We start from the raw sequence: 17670 nt of genomic DNA, 5'->3' as shown, positions 1-17670 counted from the left end.
ATTATCGTCTTGCCGAGTTTTTTTGTCGTTACGTTTACAGAAAAATGCGATTCTTGATTGAAGTCGGCTGTATTATTCACTATGATTGATGTAACGCTTTTGGACAGAAAGGATGCTTGCATGAAAATCAGTAACTTTTCTATAAAAAGACCCGTGTTTATAATTGTGACAATGTTTCTCGTTATTATTTTAGGAGCCGTGTCGTTTTTTCGAATTCCCGTAACACTCATTCCAGAGTTAAATCCGCCAGTTGCGGTTGTCGTATCCAGTTATCCCGGTGCTTCACCGGCAGAAGTAAGTGAAAAAATAACAAAGCCGCTTGAAAACAGTTTATCGACTGTTCCAGGATTGAAAACAATGCAATCATCATCACAAGAAGGAGCAAACTTTGTACTTCTACTATTTGACTGGTCAACGAAAATTGATGATGTTCAAATGGATATATTGCAGCGGATTGACCAAATACCTATGCCTGACGGTGCAAATAAACCGAACCTTTTAAAGTTCGATCCCGCACAGTTTCCGGTAATTCAGCTTTCCCTTAGGGGAACTTCTGAAAATACGGATATTCGTGTGTTGGCCGAACGAATGGAAAATGAATTGCGTCGAACGAAAGGTGTAGCAAGCGTTACCGTTTCGGGGAAACTTCTAGAGGAAGTACAAATTATACTTGACCCGAAAAAACTTGCAGCGAATGGTTTGGCGCAAGAAGACGTTGTCCAATTAGTACAAGCGAACAATGTTTCCATGCCAGGAGAACTTATTGAAACAAAAGACGGTAAACAATTGACTACAAGAATTGTTAGTACACTTAATACGGTCGATGAAATAAAAGAATTGATTGTCACAATGGATCCGCTTGAAGGAAAAATAGTGAAGATTCGTGATATTGCGAAAGTCCAACTGGCGGAGGCGGTGTCTGCTACAGAAACCCGTGCAAACGATGAGCAAGCCGTTCTTATGTCTGTACTTCAAGAATCAGGTGCAAACACCGCTGATGTGTCAACGTCGTTTAAAGAAGCGCTTGGCGCACTTCTCGAGAAGGAGGAATTCAAGGGTGTTGAATCGGATATTTTATTTGACCAAGGGGATTACGTAAAACTTGCCATTGGCAATATTGGTCAGTCGCTCATATTGGGTGGATTTTTTGCGATGCTTGTTTTGTTCTTTTTCCTTCGGGGAATAAAAAGTCCGATTATTATTGGAGTCGCGATACCTTATTCGGTTATCGTAACGTTTGTGCTTATGTTCTTTGCGGATTTCTCACTTAATATTATGACGCTTGGTGCGCTTGCGCTTGGTATTGGTATGCTTGTGGATAATTCGATTGTTGTCATTGAAAATATTGAAAGACATCTCGCTATGGGTAAAGATCCGAAGAAAGCCGCTTCGGAAGGGGCAAGAGAAGTAGGCGGCGCAATTATTGCGTCGACATTAACGACACTTGCTGTTTTTGTTCCGGTAATATTCATTAGCGGCTTGATTGGCCAGATTTTCACAGAGTTTGCATTAACAATTTCCTTTAGTTTATTTGCTTCGCTCGTTGTTGCTTTGACGGTTGTACCGATGATGGCGAGTCGAATGTTGAAAACACCGCGAAGAAGTATGGAAGCGAGTCGACGTCGTTCGAGATCACTAAATAATTTCGCAAGATCAGTGGAATGGTCGTTAAAACATCGTCTAACCGTCTTATTATTCACGGTTGTTATGCTTGGATTTAGTATTTTTGGCATATTTAAAGTCGGAACGGAATTTCTTCCGGCAACGGACGAAGGTTTCGTCAGTATATCGGTCAATTTACCGAATGGTTCCTCTCGCACTGCAACGGACGAAGTTGTGAAACGGATAGAAGCTGAAATAAAAGAACAAGTTGATGTTGAAGTATATGTTAGTCTCGTAGGTGGAACACAAGAAAACTTAGCGCAAGGTTCTTCGAAAGCAAATCTTGCCGAAATATATGTGAAACTCGTGCCGCTTACGGATCGCAAGCGTTCTGTATTTGAATTTGTCGATGACGTTCAACCTAAAGTGGTGAAGGAAATTGGTGAAGATGCCCGCATCGGTTTTAACTTGCAAACAGCGGCTGGATCATCACCGAATACGTTGACGTTTTCATTGAATGATATCGATGAAAAACGATTGGATGAAGCAGTAACAAAGTTAACCGATGAACTGACTGCACTGGAAACTGTATTAGAAGTAAGAAATAATCTTCAAAATACAGTTGAAGAAATTCGAATAGAAGTCGATCGGGAACTTGCTTCAGAACAAGGTTTACTACCTTATCAAATCGCAAATACAGTGAATAACGTGACACGTGGTTCCTTGGCTACTCAAATTATTGGTGACGATGACGAAGTGTATGGGGTCTATGTGCGGTACGATGAAAAATTCCGTAATAGTATCGACCAGTTAAGGAAAATTAAGCTTCGTACACAAACGGGAGAATTTATAGCCCTCTCCAAAATCGCCAAAATTGATATTGCAGAAGGTCCCGTATCGATTCAACGCGTTGATCAAGCGCATTCGGTTACATTCAATGTGCAATATGAGTCGTCCGAGACGCTTGGTAATATGACGAAAAGAGTGAATCATATCATCAATCAATTAAAGTTGGCAGACGATATCGAAGTTTCGTTTGGTGGGGATCGAGAATTATTTGATAGCACAATTGACGATATGCTGATGGCGCTCGCATTAGCAATAGTGCTTGTATATATCGTGATGGCGGCGCAGTTTGAATCGTTCGAATACCCGTTTGTTATTATATTCTCCGTGCCACTTATGGTTATTGGTGTAGCAATCGGCTTAGTTGTAACGGGCACACCTATTAGTGTGACGGCCATTATCGGAATTCTTGTTCTTGTAGGTATTGTAGTAAATAATGGAATTGTACTAGTTGACTACATTAACCAACGAAAAGAAGCTGGAATGGGCTCGTATGATGCCATTGTTGTCTCGGTTAAAGATCGTGTTCGACCGATTTTAATGACGGCTTTGACAACAATTCTTGGGTTGTTGCCACTTGCGCTCGGATTTGGTGAAGGAGCCGAACTAAACCAACCAATGGGTATTGTTGTCATAGGTGGGTTGCTAAGTTCGACGCTACTCACTCTTTATATTATCCCGATTATTTATAGTTTGTTTGACAGTCAAACGAGAAAACGTAAGAAGGTAAAATAGTAATAAAACAAGGAAGTCATGAGAATGGCTTCCTTGTTTTATTACTATCTATACTAACTGAATATTCTTCCAGTTAAAGCATTCAAATGCTATACTGATATAAAGGGGGGAGTAGATGGGGATACATTTATTTACGGGATTTCCTGGTTTTATTGCGACGCAGTTAATTAAAGGATTGATAGGTGAAAAGAAACTCAAGAAGTTCTATGCGGTCGTCCTTGAAAGCCAATTCGAACGAGCAACGGAGAAAGCAAATACGATTATGGAAGAAATGGATGTTAGGATCCCATTTGAAATTATTGTGGGCGATATTACATTGCCGAACCTTGGCATAAAAGAACCTGAATTTGAAAAAATTCGAACTGAAACGTTAACAATGTGGCATCTTGCCGCGATATATGATTTAGCTGTAAAAGAAGAAATTGCTTGGCAAGTAAACGTAGTAGGTACAAAAAGGGTATGTGAATTTGCTCGAAACCATCCTTCAATTGAACGATTGCTTTATTTTAGTACGGCATATGTTGCGGGAAAAAGAGAAGGAACACTGCTTGAAACCGAACTTATTCGCCCAAAGGCATTTAAAAATCATTATGAAGAAACCAAATTTGAAGCTGAACTTTTAGTTGAGGAACTAAAAGAAAAAGTGCCAGTTACGATTATTCGTCCTGGAATTGTACGTGGACATTCCAAAACGGGGGAGACCGTTAAATTTGACGGTCCTTATTTTTTCATGAATATGATTGATCGTTTAAAATGGATGCCTATTATTCCTTACGTTGGGAAGTCGGATGCCCATATTAACGTTGTTCCAATTGATTATATAATTGCCGCATCCATTTATCTTGCCAGTTTTAAAGAAGCGGCGGGGTATACTGTCCACTTAACAGACCCTTCCCCATATCCGGTTAAGGAAGTATATCGGGCAATGGTCCTAGAGTTGACGGGAAAGAAGCCTAAAGGACGTTTGCCACAGGCGTTGGTTAGAACAGGGCTTGCATCAAAGCGTCTTCAACGCAAGCTTGGGGTAGAAGCAGAGACGTTAGATTATTTAACGTGGAATGCGATTTTTGATACAACAAATGCCGAACGATTATTGCGAGAAAGTGGGATTTGCTGTGCTGACTTTATCGAGTCAATTCCCTCGATGGCAACATTTTATAAAGAAAACAAACTGAACAAAAACTTTCATATAAAAATTGGATAATTACATGTTTACTTATGGGCTATGGGTGGTATACTAAATTCAAAGCACTTTAACTTAATAACACTTTTGACTGTTGTCAAAGGGGAGTAGCTATAGGGATTTTTAGTAGCCCTACTTCATAGTCGTCAATACATGGCTTTTGCCATCGGTTATGATAGCCAGATTATTGAATGCAAATTCTGACTTAGCGAGACCTTTGCCTATTTATTAGGTGAGGGTCTTTTTTTGTATGATTTTTATTATTAGGAGGAATTATTTTGGAAGCAATATTGTTAGAATATGCATGGGTACTCATTGTGCTCATCGTACTTGAAGGTCTTTTAGCAGCAGACAACGCAGTTGTTATGGCAGTCATGGTGAAGCATTTACCACCGGTTCAACAAAAGAGAGCATTGTTTTACGGTTTACTAGGAGCGTTTGTTTTCCGTTTTGCAGCATTATTTATGATTACAATCCTTGTAAGTTATTGGCAAATACAAGCAATTGGTGCAGCGTATCTTTTATTTATCTCCATTAAAAGTATTTCTGATCAGCGGAAACCAGAAAATCATTCACATGAAAAAAGTTCGAAGAAAAAATCTGGTTTTTGGATGACGGTTGTTAAAGTTGAATTGGCAGATATCGCGTTTGCTCTCGATTCGATGTTGGCGGCAGTTGCGCTTGCAGTTACGCTTCCCGAAATTGGTGATTTTCATATCGGTGGCATTAACGGTGCGCAGTTCAGCGTCATGCTTTTAGGTGGTCTAATTGGTCTTGTAATTATGCGTTTTGCAGCACGTCAATTCGTTGTTTTACTAGAGAAATTTCCATCACTTGAAACAGCAGCATTTCTTATTGTCGGTTGGGTAGGTATTAAGTTGCTTGTACTAACGTTAGCTCATCCAGCATTACAAATTCTTAATCCGGAATTCCCGCATTCGAACGCTTGGCAAATAACGTTCTGGACTGTACTCATCGGAATCGCCGTATTTGGTTATTTATCGGGTGTGCGGAACAATAGGAAAAAGAATATATGAATAAGCTGAAATCGCGTGAACGTTACGCGGTTTTTTTATTTATTTATAGGTTTATCCTTTCAATTCAGTGCAGAATTCTCTAAACTAAACAACAATACATTTTATAACGGAAAGGAATGGGAATGTAGTTGAAATTCACGCGTGAAAACTTGCGCAGATTTACCCCTGCGCAGATTATCGTATTTTATTATTTCTTAGCAATTACTTTTTCGTTTATCGTTTTAAATCTTCCTGGGGTTTACTTGCCAGGTGTCCATGTGTCTTTTATAGATAGCTTATTTACCGCGGTTAGCGCGGTTAGTGTTACGGGACTTACTACAATAAACATAGGTGAAACGTATTCGGTTTTTGGACTTTCAATGATTATGCTCGTTTTGCAAGTTGGTGGAATCGGGATTATGTCGATCGGTACGTTCTTCTGGTTACTTATTAAAAAGCGAATCGGAATGCGCGAACGGCAATTGATCATGGTGGATCATAACCAATACAGTCTTGCGGGTGTCGTCTATTTAATCCGCCAAATCGTAAAAATTATTGTTGCCATTGAAATTATAGGTGGTCTTATTTTTACGTTTTATATTCGTAGTTCCTATGATACGTTTGGAGAGGCCTTTCTTAACGGAATCTTTATGTCGGTGTCGGCAACAACGAACACTGGATTTGACATTACAGGTGAATCGCTCATGCTTTATTTTGATGATTATTTTATACAAACAATTACGATGTTACTCATTATTCTTGGGGCCATTGGATTTCCTGTTCTTATAGAAGTAAAAAGTTTTTTCTCGAAAAAAGTCCCTAACTTTCGTTTTTCTTTATTCACTAAAATAACGACTGCGACTTTTGGCATACTTCTTATTTGGGGAGCCTTTTTAATATTTATTCTTGAATCGATGAACTCATTTAAAGGGATGGCATTGCATGAAAAAGTATTTACTGCATTGTTCCATTCGGTCTCTTCTAGATCGGCCGGATTAACGACATTTGATGTGACAAAGTTTAGCGATGCGACGGATCTTGTTATAAGTTCACTTATGTTTATAGGAGCCTCCCCTAGTTCAGTTGGTGGGGGGATCCGGACGACAACATTTGCGATCGCAATTCTTTTTCTTATTAACTTTGCACGTGGTAATGAGGTCATTCATATTTTTAAGCGGCAAATTAAGCTAATCGATATTTTTCGAGCTTATGCGGTTATCCTACTTGCGGTACTAATGGTTTTCATAGCGATGATCCTTCTACTTATAACAGAGCCCGAAATGTCTGTGATTGCTCTTTTATTTGAAATTACATCGGCGTTTGGGACATGTGGTATGTCACTAGGTATTACTGCCGATTTGTCTGTAGCTGGGAAAGTGATTATAATGATTCTTATGTTTATCGGTCGGGTTGGGCTGATTTCATTCCTCTTCACTCTTGGCGGCAAAACAAAAAAAATGCATTATCATTTCCCGAAAGAGCGGGTTATTATTGGGTAAAAAAGTACTGATATTTGAAGAAGGCTTTTTTATCACATTGACAAAGTTAGTAGAAATCTGATTAGTTGAATCCCGTGTCCGTTTTAAAAAAAAAGTTATTGGAACTGAAAAGTGAAATTAATTTAAAAACTCGAGGGATCCTTTTTGAAGTGATAGAAAACAAAAACGTTGATTATATATGGCGTAACAGCCTAATTACCTATATGGTTTTATCATTAAGTGCATGTTTGAAAACGATATAGTCAGAATCACCTATACCCATTTTTCATTTAATATGAAATAATCTGAATTGGGGGTAATTCGTATAAATTTGATTTAATTTCATTTAGCATTCATCCCTTACTTTATGAATTGTAGGAAAAACACGAATAAATTCTACAACTCGGTGGAGTTCAAAATCTAGATATAATCGCGCTGAGGTGTGATTGCTGTATAATTTCTTACTAACTTTCATACTGTCTTGAATATATAGATATAGGGGGTGAAAACGTGGATCACGAAAAGTCAAATATCGGCGAATTGATTCGTTTGTTTGCGGCTGACGCCATTAAACCCGCGGCCCTTTTAAATTTGGATGGTGGATTAGTTCAAGTGAATGATCAGTTTCGGGAAGTAATCCAATCTGCGCAATTAAATAATATTGCGGAGTTACTTGATGAAATTGCAATGAAGGTATGGAATGAGTTTCTTGAAACTGCAAAAAATACCGGTCGCGCAAAGTTTTCTATAGCACTTCAACAAAGCATTAATAATGGGAAAATAATCGAGGTTGAATTTTTGTATTTCGGGTTTTACAACCAAATAATTGCGCTATTTAATGTTCCATTGGATGTGGATGTAGAAGAAATTAATCCGTACGCAAATACATTCCAAAAATCGGGAAGTCTTAAGCTTTTATTAGATCAAAATGAAGTCGTGTTAGATGTCAATGAAACGTGTTTAAAAATTTTCAATGCTCCACGAAGTTTTTTCATAAGAAAAAAACTCGAAGAAATTTTTCGTTTGCATAATGGGACATTTGTAGATTTTAAAGAACATCTGAAAAGAGCCTTTACTAATGGGCATGATGAATATTTAAAAAGTCGTGTTTTAGATAATACAAAAACAAGACATTATAAAGTTGCTACCTTTTTTGATGAAAAAACACAGATGTACTTAATGGAGATATTGGATAGAACGAAGGAAGTTAATGAACAAGAAAAATTGGCGCGCGATAGTGCACTTATTAAAGTTGATAAACTTGCCGCAAGCATCGCCCATGAGATTCGAAATCCGATGACTTCATTAAAGGGATTCACACAACTTCTTAAAGCATCTGCAACCGGGGAGTCAAAGAAATATCTTGGTGTCATTGACGATGAGATAGTTAGGTTGGAGTCTATCTTGGATGAGATGCTTATTATGTCAAGGCCATGCATGAAAAAAAAGGAAACGGTTTCTTTGCAATCATTAATGGATTCAATAATTCGTGTAGTCCAGCCAAAGGCGAATTTAGACGGCGTTATGATTATTGAAAAGAAAAATACGTTACAAGAAGATTCGGTATTTGTAGATTCCGGAAAAATTAAGCAAGTCCTTTTTAATTTAATAAAAAATGCACTTGAGGCGATGCCTTATGGTGGAGTATTGACAATTGGCGTCGGAAAATCGTGTGAAGGTGATTTGATACTGTCAATTGCCGATACGGGTAAAGGAATAGATTCGAGTCAATTGAATCGAATTTTCACACCTTATTTCACAATGAAACCTGAAGGTACGGGACTTGGATTACCATTTGTTTTAAAAACGATTGAAGAACACGGAGGAACTATTTCTGTTGACAGTGAAGTTAATAAGGGAACGGAATTCATCATACTATTGCCATCTGCAATTGCAAAAGTAACTGACACTATTGCCAACGAAGAAGTATTAACAAATTCGGATTAATCTATCCAAAAATTAAGCTAGCGCTTGGATAGATTAATGACGACACCTCGATTTTTTTGACATAGCATCAATCTTCCCGTTATAATATAGTCGGCTTCCGATTAGGAAAGTAAAGGGTGGAAAATGCTATGAATAATGATTCGGAACGTGCATTACGATTATTTATCGTCTTAACACGAGCGAGCAAAGTAATTTTAGAAGCGTCACATAAAACGATTGAAAAATATGCACTAAATCCAACAGAATTCGCAGTTCTTGAACTTTTACATCATAAAGGACAACAGCCAATTCAGAAAATTGGACAGAAAATTTTGTTGAGAAGTGGATCTATGACTTATGTTGTTGATAAGCTTGAAAAAAGGGGACTACTTGAACGGGTTTCTTGTGTGAAGGACAAACGGGTTACATATATGTCGATTACAACGGCCGGAACAGAGCTTATCACTGAAATATTTCCTGAGCATGCAAGGGATATTCAATCCATTATGTCTGAGTTGACTGCGGAAGAGCAGGATACAGTCATTGAATTAGTGAAAAAACTTGGCCTATCGATTAAAAATTTATCATAAAAAAGCCCCGGCCCTATCGAGAAGTAGACGATAGGTCCGGGACTTTTTAGTATAAGTAATTATTTCCCTTGGATCGTTTCAGCCATGCGTAGGAAAGCTTCAAAATGCTTACTTTCTGGAGAATCGAAAATAGTAAGTTTTACAACAATCCCTTGCTTTTCAAACACAAAACCTGTAACAGGTCCAGTTTCAGTGTTTACAATGTATCCTTTAGCATTTTTAATATTTTCTCCCGAAGGAAGGGAGGCTGTATCTGTAATTTCTTTCGGGGCTTCGCTATCGCTTGAAGCTTCCAAAAGAACGAGTGTATTTTCCAACGCATAGTCATAAGTACCATCTTCAGTGACCATTGTTTCAATGCGCATGAAAATTGATCCCGTATCATCGTTGAAATATAAACTATCGCGACCAGGCTCTTCACTTGTTAGTTTATAAAGTGGAAGTACGTAAACTGAGTAGTCCTGTTCGTCGCTATCCGTTAGTTCAGCTTCTTTAGATTTATTGTTTTCTCCATCGTTATAACTTAATACAATTGTTTCGGGTTGTTTGACATCCTCGACTTCTTCTTTAATGGTTGGATCGGGAACTTCTTCATTCTCAGTCGATGGATTTTCAACAGTTGTTTCATTTTCTGTATTATTAGTTACCTCTTTATTATCTTCGGCAGTATCTTTTTCAATTTCTACTTCAATTTCTTTTTCGATTTCTTCTTCAGTATCCCTTTCGTCGAGAGCGTCATTTTCATCTTGTTCAACGTCGTTTATCGGGTCATCCTTTTTGTCCTCAGTTTGTCCGTTACCACTGTTTGACGTTCCACATGCTGCGAGAAGCAGGATTGTTGCGAGCATTACGTATAGCAAATTCAGTTTGTTTTTCATATAAGTTCCTCCCTTAGAATATATAGACGGTTTAGTTTGTCTAATGTTTCAATACTTTTGATTGTGGCTACTTTGCCATCGTATATAGTTTGCCTTAAAAAGTGAATTCCGTAAAGAATCTTCTTGCCTGATTTTTATGTATATTATTATTACGCAAGAAAACGTGGAAAAATGTTTAATAATTTGTAAAAAGGGGGACATTAAGATAGAACACAGCAACATTCTCATTTCCCCCTTTTGAGAGCGAGCCCGTAATTGGGCCCGCTCTCCTTTTTTGATGCTTTTTTATGAAATCGCCTAAAACTAATGGAAAAATAGAAAGGTTTTGTTATTATGGAGAGAAGTAGAGAGAAATAGGGGGAGAAGTGAATGGAAAAGACTAAGTTAGCGTTTATTGGCACCGGAGTGATGGGAAGTAGTATTATATCGCATTTGTTAAATGCTAATTATGAGGTAACTGTCTATACGCGAACGAAAGAAAAAGCGAAACAGCTAATCGAAAAAGGAGCTTTATGGGCGGAGACAGCACGTGAAGCAGCTGGCTCTTCGGATGTGATTTTTACAATGGCGGGTTATCCCGCCGATGTTGAAAGTATTTATTTCGATGAATTAGGTATTTTTTCAGGAAGTCGAGAAGGGCAAATTGTTATTGACATGACAACGTCAAGCCCGGCCTTGGCGATAAAAATCGCAAAAGAAGCATCGGCTCGTAAAATGAATTCTATTGATGCACCTGTATCTGGGGGCGACGTCGGTGCAAAAAATGGAACATTGTCTATAATGTGCGGAGGAGAAAAAGAGATATTTGAAAAAGTCTCCCCTATATTAGCCATTTTTGGTAAAGACATCGTCTACCAAGGAGTAGCTGGCGCTGGGCAACATACGAAAATGTGTAACCAAATTGCAATCGCAACGAATATGATTGGGGTGTGCGAGGCGTTAGCATATGCAGTGAAGGCCGGTCTAGAACCAGAAACCGTATTAAAATCAATTTCGTCGGGTGCGGCTGGCTCTTGGTCATTATCAAATCTTGCTCCGCGCATATTAAAGGAAGACTTTGAACCTGGTTTTTATGTCAAACACTTTTTAAAAGATATGAATATCGCACTTGAAGAAGCGTCGAATATGGATTTGAAGCTTCCTGGATTGGAGCTTGCACGTGAAATGTATGCACAACTAGTTGAAAAAGGATATGGTGACAAAGGGACACAGGCTTTATATAAAAGCTATCAATAAATGAAAAATAAAAACATGCCAGCTATACGTCAATCATTGACGTATAGCTGGCATGTTTAACTTTATTCATCTAACCGTCAAGATACGACGAGCGAAAACTTTGGGCATTCTTTTTTTGATGAATCCTTTTTCTTGGGATAACTTTAGGCTTCTCTTTACTAGCGTCTTTGGGATAATCCAAATACTTGGAAAGAAGATCTCTGGCAATTTTTAAACTCATTCGCTCCTGTGGGTTACGTGAGGTTTGGTCTTGGTGGCCGAGGTGTGGAAGTGTCGTGAAGTCGTCTTTTTCGGGAATCGTATGAAAAAGAAATTCATCGCAACGAATTAGCGTTGTTGAATGTTGTTTACTAAACTTTGGATTTTCAACGAAATGTAATCCGATTTTTTCAGCATTTCCGGTCCGGATTAATTTATCGAGGGACATTTTTTTCAACATATAAAGATGTCGATTGTCTGGGGCTGTTTTCGCATGTCGATTCACAGTATAAATCGCAATTGCTAATTGACGGACTGCATGATTAGTACTCAAAAAGATCCTCCTATCTAATAATTATAGACGTCTTGAATAACTTTATATTACCAACAATAATAAGGTTTGTACAATCAATTATTTATAAAGTCAGTCTGTTAGTCTTTACCTGTCGCTAATATGTAAATTTTCTGTTAGAATTGTGAGTGAATATTCATTCATTGAAAGGGGGATTTAAATGTTTGAAGGAAAAGTGATTATTGTTACAGGCGGATCGAATGGAATGGGTAAATATATGGCTAAAAAGTTTGCCGCTGAAGGTGCAAATGTTGTCATTACGGGAAGAAATGAAGAAAAATTAAATGCGGCAAAAGAGGAGCTTGGGGCAAACGTACATACATTCCAAATGGATGTACGAAATGTCGATTCCGTAGATGCGATGGTTGCGTTTGCAGATGAAAAGTTTGGTCGGATTGACGGGCTTGTGAACAATGCAGCGGGAAACTTTATCGTTCGCGCAGAAGATTTATCGGCGAACGGTTGGAAATCTGTTATCGATATAGTATTGAACGGAACATATTATTGCTCAAGTGCAGTCGGTAAGTACTGGATTGGGAAAGGTGCGAAAGGCTCCATATTAAATATGTTGGCAACGTATGCGTGGAATGCGGGTGCGGGAGTGATTCATTCCGCGGCTGCGAAAGCGGGCGTAATGTCACTTACAAGGACGCTTGCAGTCGAATGGGGGACACAATATGGTATTCGAGTGAATGGCATTGCTCCGGGTCCGATTGATCGTACAGGCGGAGCTGAACGGTTGTGGGAGTCTGAGGAAGCAGCAAAGAGAACCCTTGCATCGATTCCATTAGGTAGACTTGGGCAACCCGAAGAAGTTGCGGAACTTGCGGCATTCATAATGTCTGACAAAGCTGCTTATATGAACGGTGAAATTGTCACGTTGGATGGCGGACAGTGGCTTAACAAATATCCGTTTTGAAATATTCACACTTGAAACCTCTTTTATTTGAAAGAGGTTTTTTCTTTGTTCCCCTATAGGTTTGATTTACCATTTTATGATATGATAGGGGGGAAGTTAAGACATAGAATGTATAGCGATAGAAGGAGCCGATTTATATGATTTATGTAAAAAATAGGGATTTTCTTTTTACGCCAATCTCCGACTACATCATTTCAGCTGAAAAAGTTGCTCACGTACAGATTGGTAATAATGCAGAACACGCACTTCTAGTTCTTACGAAAACGGGTTATTCCTCGATACCAGTCCTCGATTCAAAAGATCAACTTCAAGGATTGCTTACTATGCAAATGATAACAGAATCGATTTTGGGTCTTGCTCACATTGAATACGAGCGCTTGCCTGATTTAAAAGTGGATGACATTATGAACACGGATATACCGATAATACGAACGACGGACCGATTTCAAAAAGGTCTTGATCTTTTGATTGATCATACGTTTCTTTGTGTGACAGAAGAGGATGGCACATTTGCGGGCATTTTAACAAGAAGAGTGATTTTGAAACAGTTTAAAAAATATATATATTCCGTGGAATAACGGACGAAACAAAGTGGAAAGGCTCCGTAATTGGGGCCTTTTCCTTTTTTGAAAGGAGCTCGTAATGACAACTAAAAATAAAGTGACGAATCGTCCGTTAGTTCTTGCTTCGGTTATGTTGGCGATGTTTGTCAGCGCAGTGGAAGCGACGATTGTAACGACGGCTATGCCCGTTATCGCATCTGAACTTGGTGGATTTTCAAGATATAGTTGGATTTTTTCTGCTTATCTTCTTATGAGTACGGTAACTGTTCTTATTTACGGAAAGTTAGCCGATTTGTTTGGAAGAAAACCGATTTTTTTTATTGGACTAACAATTTTTCTTATAGGTTCTATACTTTGTGGTTTTGCGACATCGATGGAGATGTTGATTGTATTCCGTTTAGTCCAAGGTTTAGGCGCGGGTGCGGTTATGCCGATTGCGACAACAATTATTGGAGATATTTATTCAACGGAAGAACGTGCGAAAATTCAAGGGTATTTATCAAGCGTATGGGGGATTTCAGCTGTTTTGGGTCCTGTCATTGGTGGAATAATTGTCTATTATATTAGCTGGAAATATGTATTTTGGGTCAATGTTCCACTTGGAATTATTGCGATGATTGGAATTGGAAAATATCTTCACGAACCTGAGATGGAGAAGAAAGTTTCTATTGACTATAAAGGCGCTTTACTTCTTACAGTATCGCTATCGAGTATCTTATTTTGGCTTGTAGAAGGCGGGCAATCATTTAGTCGATTATCGGCTACTAGTATACTGCTTTTCTTAATGGGTATCGGTTTATTTGTTTTATTCATATTTGTTGAGCGATCTGCAAAAGATCCGATGATGCCTTTTTCTATATGGAGAAATCCGGTTATTCTTTACGCGAATTTGGTATCCTTTGCAACCGGTGTTATTATGATTGGAATTTCTACATACTTGCCCACTTTTGTTACGGGTGTTATGGAACAGCCCGCTATCATTGCTGGTTTTACACTTACTGCAATGTCAATAGGTTGGCCACTTGCGTCGTCTATGGCGGGTCATTTGCTAATTCGTCATGGAACATTTACTGTCTCTTTTGTTGGCGGGTTATTTTTAATGCTTGGGACGATGTTATTTGTAGTGATGGATGCTGGTTCAGGTCCGTGGTGGGCGGCAATGTCTAGTTTTTTCGTAGGGGTTGGCATGGGATTGACAAGTACCTCATTTATCGTAACGATCCAAGGAGCTGTACCGAGGGAAAAAAGAGGAACTGCAACCGCTGCGAATATGTTTATGAGGAATTTTGGAAATACTGTGGGAGCCGCCATTTTTGGAGCTATTTTAAACGGTTCGCTTATGGCTCATTTCAATAAGAAAAACTTAGAATTTACATTAGAAGATATCAATTTACTTCTTACAGAAGAAAGTAGGAATTCAATGCCGGAAGAACATATACGTGTATTGCAGAACACGCTCGATATTTCATTACAGTGGGTATATGTGGGGGCATTCCTTTTTGCGGTGCTCAGCTTGCTTCTGATTTTACGTATCCCACGGGGAAGGAAGTTATACAGTGTCGATGACTGAACTGAATATTATTAAGATGTTAGCCGAAGAAGGAAATATGAGAAAAGCTGCAGAACGATTATTTCTATCTCAACCCGCGCTCTCTCAAAGGCTACAATCGATTGAAAAAGAATGGGAAACACAGCTGTTCATCCGCTCGCAAAAAGGGCTTGTACCGACACCTGCTGGGGAACAAGTTATTGCTTATGCCCGGGAAGCGATTATGAAGCGAGAAGAAGTGTTTGAAACGATTACATCGATGGTTGATAGGGTACATGGGACGTTGAAAATCGCATGTGCTTCGATTGTTGGTCAAAATTGGTTGCCACAAGTGTTAAAAGAGTATGTAGAAGTTTATCCCGATGCACAAATATCGCTAATGACCGGGTGGAGTTCGGAAATTGTGAAAGCGTTATATGAAAAAGAAGCGCATGTAGGCATTGTACGTGGACAAATTGACTGGAAAAGTCGGAAAACGCATCTGTTTCGGGATCAGCTTTACTTAGTAGACCGTGAAATTACATCCATTGAAGAATTAAAGGAAACAAATCGTCCCTTTATTCAATTCAAAAGTGATTCAAATTATCATATGGAAATTCAAAATTGGTGGTCGCTTCATTTTGTTCAAAATCCGGGACATCAAATTACGGTCGACCAGATCGAAACGTGTAAACAACTTGCGTTAAATGGAATCGGTTATGCAATTTTACCGTCAATCACTTTAACGGGGGACGAAGCGGTGAATAAAATCCCACTTTTAAATAATGAAGAGGAATTTGAATTGACACGGGATACGTGGTTAATTGGCTATGAATCGTCTTTTGAGTTGAAGCAAGTGGAGGCGTTCGCACAGATTGTGCAGAAACATGCGGAAAGATTGCGGAACAATTCTTGAAGTGAATGTCATGAGAATTTACTTTAGGGAAAAGAAGTTGCTATATAGGTTGAACTAGAGAATGGGACACCTAGTTGATTGTAGTGAAGAGCGGCGACTCCGGCGGGAAAAGCAAGGCAAAGACGGAGAGAGAAAGTTCACTCTCTCTTTGTCCAGGTGAGACCCCGCAGGAGCTTGCGACGAGGAGGCTCAAGGACCGCCCGCGGAAAGCGTCCGCTCGGAACGGAAATCACTGGCCCGGTAAAGCGATCATCATTGGACTTTTCTAGGTTAGAATCTTTAATTCAACCTATATAAGATGAAAAAATACAAATAAATCCCCATATCGACGGTGAACTTCACCGTCGATATGGGGATTTTTTATGAGCCTAAGTTAGTGAGCAAATCCCTACTTCTATTTGACCATAATAATGCGATGACGAAACAGATGGAGAGAATGACCGTTCCTATGATGTATGGATAAGACATATCAATATCGAAGAGAATACCGGCTAATGCAGGACCAATCATATTTCCAAGGCTCATGTATGCGGTCATCATACCGGCTGCAAACCCTTGCTCATTACCAGCTAGTTTTGAAACAAGCGTGTTAACGGCGGGGCGAAGGAGTGCTGTTGCGGTAAAGAAGATAGATGCAACGAACAAAATGGTCCAAAATGTATTAACGAATAAAATACCGATCATTGCAATTGCGGCAATGACAAGGTTGACAAGAATGACGCGCATTTCTCCATATCGTTTAAACAGTTTATTAATGATGAACGTTTGTGCAATAACGCCAACAAATCCTCCGACAGTAATAATGACTGCGATTTGGGAAGGTGTATAGAAATATTTCTTATCTACATAAATGGAAATCGTCGATTGAAAATTAGCAAGTCCGAATGAAAAGACGAACATAACGATAAGCATAATGAAATAAGTTGTCGCGGTTGATCGTTTTAATTGACGTAAAATATTTTCACGCTTTTTCTTGGTTCCCGGTTCAGATTCGGCACGCGGGGCGGGATTTGGTAATGCGTAAAAGGATATAGCAGCGGCCGATAGTGCAGCCGCGGTAGCAATATAAAAGGGGAATTCAAGGCTTATTTTCGAAAAGAATCCGCCGATTGCCGGCCCAATCATAAAGCCAAGTGACATCGATGCGCCTAGTAGGCCCATTCCTTTGCCGCGTTCCTTAAATGTCGTAATGTCTGCCACAAAAGCCATCATTGGCGGCACAATAAATGCAGAGCCTAGGCCGGAGAAAAATCTTGCAACATATAACATCCATAATTCAGTTGCAAGTCCAAATGCAAGTTGTGAAAGTCCCGAAATAATTAATCCAATAATGATTAGTTTTTTTCGTCCATGTTTATCGGATAAATCACCGGCAAGTGGAGAGAAAATAAATTGAGACAACGAAAACATTGCGATAAGAAATCCAAGTGTTTGACCGGCTACGCCGAACGTATCCAAGTACTCAGGCATAATGGGTATAATAAGGCCAATTCCCGACATGGCGATAAACATATTGAACATAAGTACATATAAAGCGAACTTATTTGATCTGTTTGACATCCGCATTCCAACTTTCCAAATTACTTCGAGTTACTAAGTTATATTATCATATGTGCTCTTGGAATACACTTACTCTGAACACGTGGAAGTGTATAGAAAATCAAAAAAAGACACTTCATTCGATTATGAACGAAGTGTCTTTTA

At 39.0% G+C, this 17670-nt stretch carries 14 protein-coding genes; 11 read left to right on the top strand and 3 right to left on the bottom strand.

The genetic code is table 11. The features are described from left to right. The first annotated feature begins 120 nt into the window (after positions 1-120). The 6 genes from KSU66_RS10695 to KSU66_RS10670 all read left to right on the top strand — a co-directional run bounded on the left by KSU66_RS10695 (position 121) and on the right by KSU66_RS10670 (position 9376). Entirely contained in the window at positions 121-3183 is a 3063-nt protein-coding gene (locus KSU66_RS10695) for an efflux RND transporter permease subunit (protein ID WP_269051438.1), read from the top strand. Between the two features lie 115 nt (positions 3184-3298). Beyond that, entirely contained in the window at positions 3299-4387 is a 1089-nt protein-coding gene (locus KSU66_RS10690; protein ID WP_269051437.1) for an SDR family oxidoreductase, read from the top strand. A gap of 257 nt (positions 4388-4644) precedes the next feature. Further along, positions 4645-5403, top strand: coding sequence for a TerC family protein (locus tag KSU66_RS10685; protein WP_269051436.1), 759 nt, complete (start codon positions 4645-4647; stop codon positions 5401-5403). Positions 5404-5531: 128 nt separating this feature from the next. Further along, entirely contained in the window at positions 5532-6881 is a 1350-nt protein-coding gene (locus KSU66_RS10680) for a TrkH family potassium uptake protein (protein ID WP_269051435.1), read from the top strand. A 489-nt stretch (positions 6882-7370) separates the two neighbouring features. Then, entirely contained in the window at positions 7371-8807 is a 1437-nt protein-coding gene (locus KSU66_RS10675; RefSeq protein WP_269051434.1) for an ATP-binding protein, read from the top strand. Positions 8808-8935: 128 nt separating this feature from the next. After that, positions 8936-9376 carry a MarR family winged helix-turn-helix transcriptional regulator gene (locus KSU66_RS10670; RefSeq protein ID WP_269051433.1) on the top strand — a complete coding sequence of 147 codons (441 nt, stop codon included), beginning with the start codon at positions 8936-8938 and terminating at the stop codon, positions 9374-9376. Between the two features lie 59 nt (positions 9377-9435). Here the strand turns inward: KSU66_RS10670 and KSU66_RS10665 are convergent, their stop codons facing one another. Then, positions 9436-10254, bottom strand: coding sequence for a hypothetical protein (locus tag KSU66_RS10665; protein WP_269051432.1), 819 nt, complete (start codon positions 10252-10254; stop codon positions 9436-9438). Positions 10255-10623: 369 nt separating this feature from the next. Here KSU66_RS10665 and KSU66_RS10660 point away from each other — a divergent pair, with 369 nt between their 5' ends. Continuing rightward, positions 10624-11490 (top strand): NAD(P)-dependent oxidoreductase, encoded by an 867-nt coding sequence (locus tag KSU66_RS10660; RefSeq protein WP_269051431.1) that lies wholly within the window; start codon positions 10624-10626, stop codon positions 11488-11490. 70 nt (positions 11491-11560) lie between these two features. Here the strand turns inward: KSU66_RS10660 and KSU66_RS10655 are convergent, their stop codons facing one another. Beyond that, complete coding sequence (locus KSU66_RS10655) at positions 11561-12022, bottom strand: YkyB family protein (RefSeq protein WP_269051430.1); 462 nt, start codon at positions 12020-12022, stop codon at positions 11561-11563. Positions 12023-12200: 178 nt separating this feature from the next. Between KSU66_RS10655 and fadH the strand changes: the two genes are divergently transcribed. The 4 genes from fadH (at position 12201) to KSU66_RS10635 (ending at position 15966) form a co-directional block, all read left to right on the top strand. Then, a complete protein-coding gene (gene fadH, locus KSU66_RS10650) occupies positions 12201-12959 on the top strand; it encodes a 2,4-dienoyl-CoA reductase (protein WP_269051429.1) in 759 nt (252 codons plus the stop codon). Positions 12960-13096: 137 nt separating this feature from the next. Next, entirely contained in the window at positions 13097-13537 is a 441-nt protein-coding gene (gene cbpB / locus KSU66_RS10645; RefSeq protein ID WP_269051428.1) for a cyclic-di-AMP-binding protein CbpB, read from the top strand. A gap of 64 nt (positions 13538-13601) precedes the next feature. Continuing rightward, positions 13602-15092, top strand: a complete 1491-nt coding sequence (locus tag KSU66_RS10640; protein WP_269051427.1) for an MDR family MFS transporter — start codon at positions 13602-13604, stop codon at positions 15090-15092. Further along, positions 15085-15966 carry a LysR family transcriptional regulator gene (locus KSU66_RS10635; protein WP_329958805.1) on the top strand — a complete coding sequence of 294 codons (882 nt, stop codon included), beginning with the start codon at positions 15085-15087 and terminating at the stop codon, positions 15964-15966. The genes KSU66_RS10640 and KSU66_RS10635 overlap by 8 nt, the downstream gene beginning before the upstream one ends. Positions 15967-16326: 360 nt before the next feature. Here KSU66_RS10635 and KSU66_RS10630 read toward each other — a convergent pair whose 3' ends face one another. Then, complete coding sequence (locus KSU66_RS10630; protein WP_269051425.1) at positions 16327-17526, bottom strand: MFS transporter; 1200 nt, start codon at positions 17524-17526, stop codon at positions 16327-16329. Positions 17527-17670: the final 144 nt, after the last annotated feature.

This window comes from Sporosarcina sp. G11-34 (assembly GCF_026931025.1).
This window is presented reverse-complemented; position numbering and strand designations above follow the sequence as displayed.

What these genes read in the sequence shown, in the direction of transcription:
- KSU66_RS10670 (WP_269051433.1), top strand. Translation starts at nt 8,936, where the DNA reads ATGAATAATGATTCGGAACGTGCATTACGATTATTTATCGTCTTAACA.
- KSU66_RS10640 (WP_269051427.1), top strand. Translation starts at nt 13,602, where the DNA reads ATGACAACTAAAAATAAAGTGACGAATCGTCCGTTAGTTCTTGCTTCG.
- KSU66_RS10695 (WP_269051438.1), top strand. Translation starts at nt 121, where the DNA reads ATGAAAATCAGTAACTTTTCTATAAAAAGACCCGTGTTTATAATTGTG.
- cbpB (WP_269051428.1), top strand. Translation starts at nt 13,097, where the DNA reads ATGATTTATGTAAAAAATAGGGATTTTCTTTTTACGCCAATCTCCGAC.
- KSU66_RS10690 (WP_269051437.1), top strand. Translation starts at nt 3,299, where the DNA reads ATGGGGATACATTTATTTACGGGATTTCCTGGTTTTATTGCGACGCAG.
- KSU66_RS10660 (WP_269051431.1), top strand. Translation starts at nt 10,624, where the DNA reads ATGGAAAAGACTAAGTTAGCGTTTATTGGCACCGGAGTGATGGGAAGT.
- KSU66_RS10665 (WP_269051432.1), bottom strand. Translation starts at nt 10,254, where the DNA reads ATGAAAAACAAACTGAATTTGCTATACGTAATGCTCGCAACAATCCTG.
- fadH (WP_269051429.1), top strand. Translation starts at nt 12,201, where the DNA reads ATGTTTGAAGGAAAAGTGATTATTGTTACAGGCGGATCGAATGGAATG.
- KSU66_RS10635 (WP_329958805.1), top strand. Translation starts at nt 15,085, where the DNA reads ATGACTGAACTGAATATTATTAAGATGTTAGCCGAAGAAGGAAATATG.
- KSU66_RS10630 (WP_269051425.1), bottom strand. Translation starts at nt 17,526, where the DNA reads ATGTCAAACAGATCAAATAAGTTCGCTTTATATGTACTTATGTTCAAT.